The sequence below is a fragment of the Alphaproteobacteria bacterium genome (genome assembly GCA_015231795.1).
GTDB lineage: Bacteria > Pseudomonadota > Alphaproteobacteria > Rhodospirillales > WMHbin7 > WMHbin7.
In genome coordinates, this window is the sequence record JADGAX010000001.1 from 74,734 (window position 1) to 87,123 (window position 12,390).

Sequence of the window (12,390 nt, forward strand, 5' to 3'; positions counted from 1 at the left end):
AAGGCCGCTATTCGTCTTCAGCGACAAGTGCGCAGCCTTCCTTGGGGCCGGTGCAGGTTTCCGGCGGGCTTTGTCCAGCCAACAGGTCTGGGCGGATGTCGATCCAACCTTTCAGACGTTCCGGCTCGAACCCGGCGCAGCGCTTGCCGTCGGCTTCCATCAGGGGGCGGCGGATCAACAGCGGGTCGGTCAGCATCAGCCTAAGCGCATCCGATGCCCCCAAATTCTCGGGCACGATTTCACCCGACTTAATGCGGGGCGACGAGCGATTGAACCAGTCCTTGGTTTCAAGACCTTCGAAAAAGGAATTCAGCAAATCAAGAGTCCACGACTCTTCAAGAAGGTTTCTGACGTCCAGTCGATGGCCGGATGCGACCAGCAAACCTTTCTGGCGGGCATTGCCCTTGCATCCGGGCTTTTCCCAGAAGGTGACGTTCATGACGATGATCCTTCCGCGGCAGATACGGTTTCGGCAATTTTCAGCAGATGCGGCACCTGGCGCTCGATCTCGCGCTGGGCCGGTTCTTCCAGCTTTTCGCGCCAAGCGTCTGGAATGTCTTCGATGCCGTAGGTGGCGCCCGCCAGCATGCCCGCCAACGCGCCCGTGGTGTCGGCGTCGCCGCCCTGGTTGACGACTTCGATCAGGCATGTGCGAAATGAATCGGTGCGAAAGAAATAGTGCAAAACCGTTTGCACCGTATCCACCACATAAGCCGAACATTGGCCCTTATATGGATCGAAGCGGAAGGTTCGGTGCGATTCGACCAGCGCGTTGGCGTGATCGCGCGCCGCCTTGATGCCGCCGCCCAGGATCAGCGACTGCGCCATGCGTCCCAAAGTCAGCGTGGCTGCGTCGGACAAAGGGTGGTTATGGGTGATGTGGGCCTGGGAAAGCGCCCAGCTCTCGAAGGTTTTCGGAGCGCCCAGCGTGGCGATGGCCGTGGGCAGAATGCGCATGACGGCGCCATTGCCCGCGTCGCCGTCATTGGGCAGCGCTTCAAGCGTTCCTTCCGTCATATAGCGGCGAATGCCGCGCCTGCAGGTGTTGCCGACATCGACGGGCTTGGTTTTCAGCCAATCGAGAAATTTCTCGCAAGCGATCTTCTGGTCGTATCCATTGGCTTCGACATGCGCCTTTCCAAGCGCAATGCTCATGGCGGTGTCGTCGGTGGTCTGGCCGGGCTTCAATTTCAGCCAGCCGCCGCCGATCATTTTCTTGTGGGTGCCATATTGCGTTTCGATTTCGCCTTTGGTCAGGAATTCGACGGTGGCTCCCAGGGCGTCGCCGACCGCCAGGCCAAGATAGGCCCCCATGGCGCGGCGCTTGATGTGATCGGTCAGAATCATTTTGCCCATTAGAAATAGCTCGCCTTAACGCGAAAATCGCCGCCGATGACCATATATTCATGTTCGCCCTTCAAGGGCGCGGTAGGCAGAAGGGCGTTGAAGAACAGAATTTTAGATGCTGGCACAAGGGCCTCCAGGATGTGATCGCCGAATTCGCCCGCAATGTCGCGCGAAGACGAAAAGGAATTCAGATTGTTGAGCCGCACGACAATGGTGCGTTTGTCGATGCGCTCGACCAGAACCTGCTCCTCGTAACTGTTCACGCCTCTATATAGCGTCAGATGCTTGCGACCGGACAGAAAAAAGCGCGCCAGCGACCATTGGCAGAATTCATACAGCAAGTCCAGTTGCAGATAGATGGAATTGGAATGGAAGCGGCTGGACATCTTTTCTTCAGTATAGGCCACCCAGCCTTTGCTGCCCACGCGTCCCACCGGTTCCTTGTGAAAAGTGGGAAACAGGCCAAATCGGCTTTCCACCCAACCTTTCATGACAGCGCCTTCCGGCGTGTTGGTTTCGAAACCCCAGCCTTTCAACAAGCGCAGATAACTGGAACGGAAGCGCTTCTTTTCCTTGGCCCCGCCGCCTTTTTCCAGCTGCTCAGGTTCCAGGCCGAACATGGACCCCATCCATTCCTGAAAGGCCCAGGCGGCTTCCTCGATGCTTTCCGCCCGGGGCAGCATTTCTTGGAACAGGCCCTTGTTGGTCTCGCGCACGCCCGCGATGTGCAAGGCCACGGGATAGTCGTTATAGGCCACCGAGGCCAAAAGCCCCGTCGGTATGCCGATCAGATTGGTGCTGTGCCCCCTTGCGGCTTCTTCATCCGGCCGAGCCACCTTTGACGCCCCCGTCTTTGAATCAATCCACAGCTTTATGCAATTTCCGGACCGGCTGCGCCAGCCACAAAATCCGCCGTTTCTTTGATGTCTGATGTGGGGGAGGCGACAAAGGAGAGGGGGCTTTGTCGGGGTTGCGACAAGCCCGGCTCATGGGGGGTTTTGAAGGCAATCAATTATAACACACTGTATTATAACGACATTATATGGCAGCAGGGCTGTCCTTAGAACTGGCACGCCTCCTGCAAGGATAGAGGCAAGCGGCGGCTCGACCCCGTTTGGTTCAGATATCAAAAGGAGCAGTTCCATGGCACTTCGTCAGATCGCTTTCTACGGCAAGGGCGGCATCGGCAAGTCGACCACCTCGCAAAACACTCTGGCTGCGCTGGTCGAGATGGGTCAGAAGATTCTGATCGTCGGTTGCGATCCCAAGGCCGATTCGACCCGCCTGATTCTCAACACCAAGCTGCAGGACACCGTGCTGGCTCTGGCCGCCGAGAAGGGGTCCGTCGAGGATCTCGAACTCGAAGACGTGATGAAGATTGGCTACAAGGGCATCAAGTGCACGGAAGCCGGCGGTCCCGAGCCGGGCGTGGGCTGCGCAGGACGCGGCGTGATCACCGCCATCAACTTCTTGGAAGAAAACGGCGCCTATGACGACGTCGACTATGTTTCCTACGACGTGCTGGGCGACGTGGTGTGCGGCGGCTTCGCCATGCCCATCCGCGAAAACAAGGCGCAGGAAATTTACATCGTCATGTCAGGCGAGATGATGGCGCTGTATGCCGCCAACAACATCGCCAAGGGCATTCTGAAATACGCCCATTCGGGCGGCGTTCGCTTGGGTGGCCTGATCTGCAACGAGCGTCAGACCGACCGCGAGCTGGAACTGGCCGAGGCATTGGCCAAGCGCCTGGGTTGCAAGATGATCCATTTCGTGCCGCGCGAAAACATCGTCCAGCACGCCGAGCTGCGCCGCATGACGGTCATTCAGTACGCTCCCGATTGCGCCCAAGCCAACGAATATCGTCAGCTGGCCCAGAAGATCCACGACAACTGCGGCAAGGGCGTCATTCCCACGCCGATCTCGATGGAAGAGCTGGAAGAAATGCTGCTCGAATTCGGCATCATGAAGTCGGACGAACAGGCTTTGGCCGAGCTTGAAGCCAAGACGAAGAAGGGTGCTGCGTAAGCGGCCCCGGCTTTCCTTAAGGCAACGAGTTTCGGAATTCTATTAGGAGACAGGTCATGGATGGCATGAACCCGGACGTAAAGGCCGAGCGCAAGGCCCTGATCGAGGAGGTCCTCTCGGCTTATCCCGAGAAGACCGCCAAGAAGCGCGCACGACACTTGAACGTCTACGATGAGGGCAAGCCCGATTGTGGCGTCAAGTCGAACATCAAGTCAGCCCCCGGCGTCATGACCATCCGTGGCTGCGCCTATGCCGGTTCGAAAGGCGTGGTCTTCGGCCCGCTGAAGGACATGGTGCATATCAGCCATGGCCCGGTCGGTTGCGGTCAATATTCCTGGTCGCAGCGCCGCAACTACTACACCGGCACCACCGGCGTCGACACCTTCGTGACCATGCAGATCACCAGCGATTTCCAGGAACGCGACATCGTCTTCGGCGGCGACAAGAAGCTGGAAAAGGTGATCGACGAAATCCACACGATGTTCCCGCTCAACAAGGGCGTCTCGATCCAGTCGGAATGTCCGGTCGGTCTGATCGGCGACGACATCGAAGCCGTCGCCAAGAAGAAGGGCAAGGAGCACGGCAAGCTGGTCGTGCCCGTGCGTTGCGAAGGTTTTCGCGGCGTTTCTCAGTCGCTCGGCCATCACATCGCCAACGACGCCGTGCGCGACTGGATGCTGGGCAAGGGCAAGTCGAAGGAATTCGAAACCACCCCTTACGACGTGGTCGTGATCGGCGACTACAACATCGGCGGCGACGCCTGGGCCAGCCGCATCCTGCTGGAAGACATGGGGCTTCGCGTCATCGGCCTGTGGTCGGGCGACGCCACCCTGGCCGAGATCGAGCGCGGCAACAAAGGCAAGCTCAATCTCATCCACTGCTACCGCTCGATGAACTATATCTGCCGCCATATGGAAGAGCAGTACAACATCCCCTGGATGGAGTACAACTTCTTCGGCCCCACCCAGATCGCCAAGTCGCTTCGCGCCATCGCCGAGAAGTTCGACGACAAGATCAAGGCTGGCGCCGAGCGCGTGATCGCCAAGTATCAGCCTTTGGCCGATGCGGTGCTTGCCAAATACAAGCCGCGTCTGCAAGGCAAGAAGGCGATGCTGTATGTCGGCGGTCTGCGTCCGCGTCACGTTGCCGACGCTTACGGCGATCTTGGCATCGACATCATCGGCACGGGCTATGAATTCGCGCATAGCGACGATTATCAGCGCACCGCCGAATATATCAAAGACGCCACGCTGGTCTATGACGACGTGACCGACTACGAGTTGGAAAAGTTCATCGACAAGATGCGCCCCGATCTCGTCGGTTCCGGCATCAAGGAAAAGTACTCGACCCAGAAGATGGGCGTGCCTTTCCGCCAGTTGCACTCGTGGGATTACTCAGGCCCCTATCACGGTTACGACGGTTTCGCCGTCTTCGCCCGCGATATGGACATGGCGATCAATAGCCCGGTATGGGCCTTGAACAAGGCCCCCTGGAAAGCCGCCTGATTTAGGAGAACTTCGATGCCTCAGACAGCACTCAAGATCAAAGACCATATCGACCTTTTCAACGACCCGGAATATCTCGAAATCTTCAAGCGCAAGCGCGAACAGTTCGAAGACATGCCGGACGCCGACGTGGTCGCCAAGCAGGCGGACTACATCAACACGATGGAATACCGCGAAAAGAACTTCGCCCGCGAAGCCCTGGTGATCAATCCCGCCAAGGCCTGCCAGCCGGTGGGAGCGGCCTATTGCGCCGCCGGTTTCGAAGGCACCTTGGCCTTCACGCATGGATCGCTGGGCTGCGCGGCTTACTTCCGTTCGCACCTGTCGCGCCACTTCAAGGAACCGTCGGCCATGGTCTGTTCGGCCATGACCGAAGACGCGGCGGTGTTCGGCGGCCTCAACAACATGGTCGAAGGCCTGGCCAACGCTTATGCGCTGTACAAGCCCAAGATGATCGCCGTGCATACGTCGTGCATCGCCGAAGTCATCGGCGACGACTTGAACAGCTTCATCATTCAGTCGCGTGACAAGGGCAGCATCCCGGCCGATTTCCCGGTCGCCTACGCCCACACGCCCAGCTTCGTTGGCAGCCATATCGTTGGCTATGACAATATGATGAAGAGCATCCTTTCCAACTTCTGGGAAGGCAAGGACCGCAAGGCCGGCAACGGCGTCAACATCATCGGCGGTTTCGATGGTTATGGCGTCGCCAATGCCCGTGAGATCAAGGACATCATCGCCGCCATGGGCGCCGACGCGACCCTGCTCTCCGACGTGTCCGACATTTACGACACGCCCGCCGACGGTTCGTACCGCATGTATGACGGCGGTACGCCGCTGGAAGCCGTGACCAAGGCGCTCGACGCCAAGGCCACCATCTCGTTGCAGGAATGGTGCACGGGCAAGACCCTGGATTTCGCCAAGGAGAAGGGCCAGGAAGTGGCTTCCTTCAACTATCCGATGGGCCTGGGTGCGACGGACGATTTCCTGATGAAGCTGTCGGCCCTGACCGGCAAAGCCATTCCGGAATCGATCGCCAAGGACCGTGGCCGCTTGGTCGACGCCATTGAAGACTCGCTGTCTTGGATCCATGGCAAGAGCTTCTCGATCTATGGCGATCCCGATTTCGTCTATGGCATGACCCGCTTCATCTTGGAGTTGGGCGGCGAGCCGGCTCACCTGTTGTCCACCAACGGCGGCAGCGAGTGGGAAGAGAAGATGAAGGCCCTGCTGGCCAGTTCGCCCTTTGGCGCTTCCGGCCAGGTGTGGAAGGGCAAGGATCTGTGGCACATGCGCTCACTTCTGGCCACCGAACCTTCCGATTATCTGATCGGCAGCTCGTACGGCAAGTATCTGGAGAAGGATACCGGCGTGCCCCTGATCCGCATCGGTTTCCCGATCTTCGACCGTCACCATCACCACCGCTTCCCGACCATGTTCTATAAGGGCGGCCTGCGCGTGCTGGTGACTATTCTGGACAAGATTTTCGACACCATCGACGAGAAGACGAAGGTGACGGGAATCAGCTACGACCTGACCCGCTAGCGAACCCGCACTCCAGTCGCTGGCGGCAGGCCGAGGGCCTGGGAGAAATCCCAGGCCCTTATTTTTAGGATGGCGTTGCATTTCATGTTATGGTGACGCCATGACAAAGACATCGCCTTATGAAGGCCGCCCCCAAAACGAGTGGGGCGCAGTTGCCGCCCAACTTCTGGATCAATATCCGTTTAGCGCCTCGGACGTGCTTGCCGCCGCCAAGCAGGTTTTTGCCTTTTATTTTCCAAACGGAAAAGAGGTCAAGCAACTGGCCGATCTTGAATTCGCCCTTGATCACGGCATGAAGCCCTCGAATCTGCCCCACTTGTATAAGGGTATGGAATTGGGGGTGCCTCATTTTCTGGCGCGAAAACTGGCTCAGGCGCTCGGCAAACTTCAGCCCGAGGCATGGCAGGTCGTCGATATGGAGTGGGGATGCAGGCTTGTCTGCAAGCGGGACAATCTGTTCACCCTGAACATTCTGTTCTCAGGAATCGATGATCGCTTGGAATGCCACTGCAGTCACTCCGATCAGTGCGGATTGTCCGGCTATTTCCTCGCGCTCCACTCGTCCTTTTCCGAACCCCTTGACTATGCAATGCGCTGGGGATGGATCGATGCCCAAGATTGGGGCCAGATTGGCGGGCGCTTCGAGGTTCCCGCCCCGGTGGCGCAAGCCAAGAGCGTGTGGTTAAAGACCTTCCACGTCGCCTAGAGCATCCTGCGATAAGTCGATCAGCGCCTCTCTCTCAGGGGCGCATGGGATAAATTCCCTGGAGTACGATGCATGTCGTGCCAATGGTCTTTGGCGTGTCCTTGGCGTCCTTGTCCGATTTGCGCAGATCGGGAAGTTTGAAGTCAGTCTTGCCGTCGCCGCCATAGGTGATGCCCAGCAAAGAGAAAAGTGCCGCATTGTCCCTGATCGGGAGGCTGCGCCCATCCGCAGGCAGGTAACCTTGCGGACAGAAGTTGAAGGCAAAGACGCAGACTTCGCCTATATAGGGGGAGTCGCCGCAGGCCTGGGCGGGCGCGGTCGGCCAGATGATCGTGATGCCCAATACCGCCAAGGCGGCAGCCAGAAGGCGGCGTGCATGTGTGTAAATGGACTTCATCTCAAACTCCCCCACATTTTACATAAACCATGTTCACTTAAGCTAACGACGGCCACCGCCGCCGCCGGGACCACCGCCACCGCCGGGACCACCGCCACCGCCAGGACCACCGCCACCGCCGGGCCTGCCCATGCCTTGACCCTGATTCATCATTTGCCCTTGGCCTTGCTGCATCATGCGCTGGCCCTGTTGGCCGCCCATGCCTTGGCCCTGATTCATCATCTGTCCCTGGCCGGGTCCGCCCATGCCCTGTCCACCTTGCATCATCTGTCCCTGGCCTTGCGGTGGCGGCGGCGGTGGCGGCATTTGTCCCATTTGCCCTTGACCCTGCTGCATCATGCGTTGCTGGCCCTGTTGACCGCCCATGCCTTGGCCCTGATTCATCATCTGTCCCTGGCCGGGTCCGCCCATGCCCTGTCTACCCTGCATCATCTGCCCCTGGCCTTGCTGGGGAGGCGGGGGCATTTGGCCGCCTTGCTGCGGCTGCGGACCGGTTTGTTGGGCCAACACAGGACCCGCCAGCATCATGGCGGCAGCGATGATCGTGGCTCGCTTGAACATTTTGTTTCTCCCCCTCGTCGTCATTCCAGATGAAAAGGGCGGCAGGGTGAATTTCCCGCCGCCCGAATTCCTGGCGATCAGTTGCGCTTGTTTTCGCGCCGCTCGCCCTTCTGCTCACGAAATTCGTTTCGCTTCTCGCGCATTTCCTTGGCGCGCTTTTCGGGTTTTCCATCCCGGCGGTCGCGAACGTCATCGCGGGCGTCGCGTTTGTCGTCGCGCAAGTCGTGACGATCCTTCTTCATGTCCTTCTTGGCGTCGCGCATGTCCTTGCGGTCTTGTTTCAACTCGTCGCGATACTGGGCGGCCTTTTCCTTGTCGCCTTCCTTCAGGGCATCGCGCATGGCCTTTCGGTCTTCGATGGCCTCCTTGTGCGCGTCGCGCAAGTCTTGGCGATCTTCCTTGATCTGCTGACGATCTTGCTTGATTTGCGCCTTGTCGTTCTGAAGCTGCGGATTGGGCGCCTGGGCCAGGGCCAGCGAGGGGCTGGCGAACAAGACAGCGGCGAGAATGGCGGTACTGCGGTTCATGGAAGGAAACTCCCAAAGAAATGACGATGGTGGTCATTAGGCCCAAGGATCGTGGCCGAAATGCGGAACCGATTATGGCGAACCGGCCATTAAGAATGTGTGATCTCCATCACAGGGCTGGCCTATCCGCACCGCATCCAAGGTCCAAGATCGACATGAATATGGTCCTTGTGATCGTAATCCGAGGCGGGCGTCAGCACCAGATGGAAGTGATTGCAGGCTTGTTCCGACAGATTGCGCAGGAAAACGCCCCGGGCGCCGCTGGTTTTCCAATCGTCGCGCACTTTGATGATGGCGCCGTCGCTTAACTCAAAGGCCCAGAAATCGATGGCCTGACCCAGCCCGTGCTGGCTGATCTGTTTGCCGTTGCGCTGCTTTCTGCAGTCATAGGCCCCGACATGGTGGATCTTGCGAACGCTTTGCCCCAGATGCTGGCGGGCCAGCGGCTGCATGGCGCTTGTCTCGAAACGGGCCAGGGAAAGGGCCAGCGGGCATGACATGGCGGCTGGTCGGTTGAGATCGGCCCCTAATTTCAACAGCTTGACGGCATTGACTACCCGGCAGCCATCGGGGGTGGCGAAATCTGCCATTTCCTCGAATTTGGTTCCCGTCGCCCGCAACTCGGCCAGACAGCGCGCCGGGTCGCCGCCGACGGCTGGCGCGCGGCTGGCTCTTTCCGGCTCGAACATGGCGCATCCGCCGAGCAGAAGCAGGAGGAGAGTGGCTGTCCAGAGCTTCAACATCTAGCCATTGTGAATGAAATGCGCTAAGTCCACAATCTGTTGATATACAGATAGAGGCGTTTTCCGTGATTCTGGCCCAGCTTTCCGATTTTCATCTGTCGAGTACGAACCCCGAGCGCACGGAACGACTGGCGCGGGCGATCAGCCATTTGCTGGCGCAAGATCCCAGGCCCGATGCGGTGGTCGTGACCGGCGACGTGGCCGACCGGGGCGAGCCTGCGATGTATGTCCTGGCGGCGGAAATGCTGGCGCGCTTGCCGATGCCGGTTTTCGCCGTTCCCGGCAATCGCGATTGGACGGAACCGTTTCGCCAGTCGATGGCGCCTTGGTGCGGCCCGGTTGAAAACGGTTTTCTCAATCATGAGGGCGCGATGGGCGATTTGCGCCTGATCGGCCTGGATAGCCGCCGCCCTGGCAGCCAGCAGGGCCAGTTTTCCGCCCAAAGCAAGGCTTGGCTGGAAGCGCGTCTGGCCGAGCAGCCAAATCGTCCCACCGTTCTTTTTCTGCACCACCCGCCTTTCAGAACGAAATTGCGCAATGGCAGCATCGGCCATCAGATCGAGGGGGTCGAGGCCCTGGACGCGCTGCTGCGCCAATATCCCAATGTGGTGCAGATTCTGTGCGGGCATCTGCATCGGATATACGCTGCGCCGGTGGCGGGCGTCATCGCCACCTCGGCCCCGTCGGTGGCCTATCAGGCCATCGTCGAACATTGGCACGAGAAGGAGGACGCCGACATCCGCCCAACCGCCACGCTCCATTATTGGACGGATGGGCAGTTGATCAGCCGGTTAAGCTGGTAAATTCCCCCGCATGGCGTCCAGCGTGGCGTCGGGGGCTTCGGTCATCATCATATGGCCCGAGCCTGGGATGATGACAAAACGCGCGCCCAAAATCATCCCCGCCAGTTCCTTGCCGCCCTTGGCGGGCGTCATCTGATCGGCCTCGCCCAGGATCAGAAGGGTGGGGCAGGCGACTTTCGCCGCCGCATCCGCGGCCCCCCTGTAATCGTTGCAGGCGGTCAGGCCATTGAAGATCACGCCCGGCTTCGAGCGAGCGATCAACTGATGCGTCTGGCCCAGCATCCACATGCCGGGCATTTTATGGGTGCCGAAATGATGCGGGCGGGCAAAACTCCATGAGGTCATGCAGCGGATCACTTCGTCCGTGCCTTCCTTGGCCGACGCCAGCATGTCGGGATGCACGGGCATTTTTTGCGCCGCTCCCAGCAGCGTCAGGCGCGAGACGCGCTCCGGATATCGGGCCGCCGCTTCCAGGCAGATCAAGGCGCCAAGACTGTGTCCGGCCAGCGCCGCCTGCTTCAACCCAGCCGCCTCCATGAAACGCGTCAGCCAATCGGCATAATCGCCGACATTGGCAAAGGCGGTTCCCTCGCTTTTTCCGTGACCGGGCAGGTCGATGGCCAGCACGTTCATGCCGTGATGGGCCAGCCAGCGGGCCTGCAACACCCACACGCTATGATCCATTCCGGCGCCATGCAGCAGCAGGATCGTGGGTTTTGAACCGTCGAAAGGCTTGCCGCCGGTGGCCGCGAATATCTTGTTTCCGTCCAGGGTGACGTCCATGTCAGCCCCCCTTCTGCGAGGCGTGCAGGGCCTGGGCTAGATCATCGATCAGGTCGTCCTGGTCTTCCAACCCGATCGACAGGCGGACCAGTTCCTCGCCGATTCCGGCCAGGGCCAGGGCCTCGGCATCCATCTGTTGATGCGTGGTGCTGGCGGGATGGATGGCCAGCGATTTGGCGTCGCCGATATTGGCCAGATGCGAGAAGATTTTCAGCTTCTCGATGAAGCGCGCAGCCGCAACCCGCCCGCCCTTGATGCCGAAAGTGACGATGGCGGTAATGCCCTTCGGGTACATTTCCTGGGCGCGCTCGTGGTCGGGGTGCTCGGGCAGATCGGGCGAATTGACCCAGGCCACGGCGGGAGAACATTCCAGATGGCGCACCACTTGGCGGGCATTGTGAATATGTCGCGCCATGCGGATGGGCAGGGTTTCCACCCCTTGCAGGATATGAAAGGCGTTGGTGGGGCTGATGCAGGCCCCGAAATCGCGAAGTCCTTCGGCTCTGGCGCGCTGGATGAACGCGGCGGGTCCGAATTCCTGGGCAAAATCCAGGCCGTGATAACCCGCATAAGGTTCCGTCAAGGTCGGGAACTTGCCGTCCGTCGCCTCCCAGTCGAAGTTCCCGCCATCGATCAAGATGCCGCCGATGGCGATCCCATGGCCGCCCAGATATTTGGTGGCCGAATGCATGACGATGTCGGCACCCATGGCGAGGGGGCGGCCCAGGGCCGGGGTGGTGAAGGTGGCGTCAATCATCAAGGGCAGCTTTGCGTTATGCGCAACCTGCGCGATTAATGGTGTGTCCAGCACTTCTAAATTGGGGTTGCCCACGGTTTCCGCGAAAACCAGCCTTGTTTCGGGGCGAATGGCCTGCCTGAAAGCCTCGGGGTCTCGGGGATCGACGAAACTGGCGGTAATTCCGAAGCGGGGCAGGGTGTGGGCCAGCAGGTTATAGCTGCCCCCATAGAGGGCGCGGGACGCCACGATATGGCCGCCCGATCCCATCAGTGTTGCGATGGCCAGATGCAAGGCGGCCTGACCCGAGGCGGTGGCGATAGCGCCAACGCCGCCTTCCAGGGCGCTTAAACGTTCTTCCAGAACCGCTACGGTGGGGTTGGAAATGCGTGAATAGATGTGACCGGCACGTTCCAGATTGAACAAGGAAGCCGCGTGATCGGTGTTTTTAAAGACAAAACTGGTGGTTTGATAGATCGGCACCGCCCGAGAGCCATGCTCGGGGTCAGGCTGCTGGCCCGCATGAAGGGCCAGAGTGTCGAACCGGATATGCTTTGGATCGGCCATGCAAATCCCCCTTTGGCGGCTTGGCGGCCCGACTATAGGTCTTTTGCCGCTTTGGAATCCAGCCGTTCTCAACCGATTGGTTTCCCTTAGGGAATGCTTGCAAATCGGCCCTGCAAAAAATATGGCTGGAAACCTGTCCATT

General features: G+C 59.5%; 14 protein-coding genes. 5 read left to right on the forward strand and 9 right to left on the reverse strand.

Annotated elements, in window-relative coordinates; genetic code table 11:
• Nucleotides 1–7: 7 nt before the first annotated feature.
• Genes HQL44_00320 through HQL44_00330 form a run of 3 tightly spaced genes read right to left on the reverse strand, consistent with a single transcriptional unit; the run spans nucleotide 8 to nucleotide 2,183 of the window.
• Nucleotides 8–439, reverse strand: a complete 432-nt coding sequence (locus tag HQL44_00320) for a hypothetical protein (protein MBF0267012.1) — start codon at nucleotides 437–439, stop codon at nucleotides 8–10.
• Entirely contained in the window at nucleotides 436–1,347 is a 912-nt protein-coding gene (gene draG / locus HQL44_00325; protein ID MBF0267013.1) for an ADP-ribosyl-[dinitrogen reductase] hydrolase, read from the reverse strand. Before draG ends, HQL44_00320 begins: the two co-directional genes overlap by 4 nt.
• An 8-nt stretch (nucleotides 1,348–1,355) precedes the next feature.
• Entirely contained in the window at nucleotides 1,356–2,183 is an 828-nt protein-coding gene (locus HQL44_00330; GenBank protein MBF0267014.1) for an NAD(+)--dinitrogen-reductase ADP-D-ribosyltransferase, read from the reverse strand.
• A gap of 307 nt (nucleotides 2,184–2,490) precedes the next feature.
• Between HQL44_00330 and nifH the strand changes: the two genes are divergently transcribed.
• The 4 genes from nifH (at nucleotide 2,491) to HQL44_00350 (ending at nucleotide 7,131) form a co-directional block, all read left to right on the forward strand.
• On the forward strand, nucleotides 2,491–3,375 hold the full coding sequence (gene nifH / locus HQL44_00335; protein MBF0267015.1) for a nitrogenase iron protein: 885 nt from the start codon (nucleotides 2,491–2,493) through the stop codon (nucleotides 3,373–3,375).
• Nucleotides 3,376–3,431: 56 nt separating this feature from the next.
• On the forward strand, nucleotides 3,432–4,880 hold the full coding sequence (nifD, locus tag HQL44_00340) for a nitrogenase molybdenum-iron protein alpha chain (protein ID MBF0267016.1): 1,449 nt from the start codon (nucleotides 3,432–3,434) through the stop codon (nucleotides 4,878–4,880).
• Between the two features lie 15 nt (nucleotides 4,881–4,895).
• Nucleotides 4,896–6,425 (forward strand): nitrogenase molybdenum-iron protein subunit beta, encoded by a 1,530-nt coding sequence (gene nifK / locus HQL44_00345; GenBank protein ID MBF0267017.1) that lies wholly within the window; start codon nucleotides 4,896–4,898, stop codon nucleotides 6,423–6,425.
• A gap of 100 nt (nucleotides 6,426–6,525) precedes the next feature.
• Complete coding sequence (locus HQL44_00350; protein ID MBF0267018.1) at nucleotides 6,526–7,131, forward strand: hypothetical protein; 606 nt, start codon at nucleotides 6,526–6,528, stop codon at nucleotides 7,129–7,131.
• A gap of 34 nt (nucleotides 7,132–7,165) precedes the next feature.
• On the opposite strand, the gene HQL44_00355 is transcribed toward HQL44_00350, so the two are convergent.
• The 4 genes from HQL44_00355 to HQL44_00370 all read right to left on the reverse strand — a co-directional run bounded on the left by HQL44_00355 (nucleotide 7,166) and on the right by HQL44_00370 (nucleotide 9,359).
• A complete protein-coding gene (locus HQL44_00355) occupies nucleotides 7,166–7,528 on the reverse strand; it encodes a tail fiber protein (GenBank protein MBF0267019.1) in 363 nt (120 codons plus the stop codon).
• Between the two features lie 42 nt (nucleotides 7,529–7,570).
• Nucleotides 7,571–8,089 (reverse strand): hypothetical protein, encoded by a 519-nt coding sequence (locus HQL44_00360; GenBank protein ID MBF0267020.1) that lies wholly within the window; start codon nucleotides 8,087–8,089, stop codon nucleotides 7,571–7,573.
• A 77-nt stretch (nucleotides 8,090–8,166) separates the two neighbouring features.
• Nucleotides 8,167–8,616 carry a hypothetical protein gene (locus tag HQL44_00365; GenBank protein ID MBF0267021.1) on the reverse strand — a complete coding sequence of 150 codons (450 nt, stop codon included), beginning with the start codon at nucleotides 8,614–8,616 and terminating at the stop codon, nucleotides 8,167–8,169.
• 122 nt (nucleotides 8,617–8,738) lie between these two features.
• Nucleotides 8,739–9,359, reverse strand: coding sequence for an extensin family protein (locus tag HQL44_00370; GenBank protein MBF0267022.1), 621 nt, complete (start codon nucleotides 9,357–9,359; stop codon nucleotides 8,739–8,741).
• A 65-nt stretch (nucleotides 9,360–9,424) separates the two neighbouring features.
• On the opposite strand from HQL44_00370, the gene HQL44_00375 reads away from it, so the two are divergent.
• The gene (locus HQL44_00375; GenBank protein MBF0267023.1) at nucleotides 9,425–10,162 is read left to right on the forward strand and encodes a metallophosphoesterase; all 738 of its coding nucleotides are present in this window, start codon (nucleotides 9,425–9,427) and stop codon (nucleotides 10,160–10,162) included.
• Here HQL44_00375 and HQL44_00380 read toward each other — a convergent pair.
• A complete protein-coding gene (locus HQL44_00380; protein ID MBF0267024.1) occupies nucleotides 10,151–10,945 on the reverse strand; it encodes an alpha/beta hydrolase in 795 nt (264 codons plus the stop codon). The two genes, HQL44_00375 and HQL44_00380, sit on opposite strands and share 12 nt — an antisense overlap.
• Nucleotide 10,946: 1 nt before the next feature.
• On the reverse strand, nucleotides 10,947–12,248 hold the full coding sequence (locus tag HQL44_00385; GenBank protein MBF0267025.1) for an O-acetylhomoserine aminocarboxypropyltransferase: 1,302 nt from the start codon (nucleotides 12,246–12,248) through the stop codon (nucleotides 10,947–10,949).
• Between the last annotated feature and the right edge of the window lie 142 nt (nucleotides 12,249–12,390).

Excerpts from the sequence above, each read along its gene's own strand:
- HQL44_00320 (MBF0267012.1), bottom strand. The coding sequence starts at position 439 with ATGAACGTCACCTTCTGGGAAAAGCCCGGATGCAAGGGCAATGCCCGC.
- draG (MBF0267013.1), bottom strand. The coding sequence starts at position 1,347 with ATGATTCTGACCGATCACATCAAGCGCCGCGCCATGGGGGCCTATCTT.
- nifH (MBF0267015.1), top strand. The coding sequence starts at position 2,491 with ATGGCACTTCGTCAGATCGCTTTCTACGGCAAGGGCGGCATCGGCAAG.
- nifD (MBF0267016.1), top strand. The coding sequence starts at position 3,432 with ATGGATGGCATGAACCCGGACGTAAAGGCCGAGCGCAAGGCCCTGATC.
- nifK (MBF0267017.1), top strand. The coding sequence starts at position 4,896 with ATGCCTCAGACAGCACTCAAGATCAAAGACCATATCGACCTTTTCAAC.
- HQL44_00350 (MBF0267018.1), top strand. The coding sequence starts at position 6,526 with ATGACAAAGACATCGCCTTATGAAGGCCGCCCCCAAAACGAGTGGGGC.
- HQL44_00355 (MBF0267019.1), bottom strand. The coding sequence starts at position 7,528 with ATGAAGTCCATTTACACACATGCACGCCGCCTTCTGGCTGCCGCCTTG.
- HQL44_00360 (MBF0267020.1), bottom strand. The coding sequence starts at position 8,089 with ATGTTCAAGCGAGCCACGATCATCGCTGCCGCCATGATGCTGGCGGGT.
- HQL44_00365 (MBF0267021.1), bottom strand. The coding sequence starts at position 8,616 with ATGAACCGCAGTACCGCCATTCTCGCCGCTGTCTTGTTCGCCAGCCCC.
- HQL44_00370 (MBF0267022.1), bottom strand. The coding sequence starts at position 9,359 with ATGTTGAAGCTCTGGACAGCCACTCTCCTCCTGCTTCTGCTCGGCGGA.
- HQL44_00380 (MBF0267024.1), bottom strand. The coding sequence starts at position 10,945 with ATGGACGTCACCCTGGACGGAAACAAGATATTCGCGGCCACCGGCGGC.
- HQL44_00385 (MBF0267025.1), bottom strand. The coding sequence starts at position 12,248 with ATGGCCGATCCAAAGCATATCCGGTTCGACACTCTGGCCCTTCATGCG.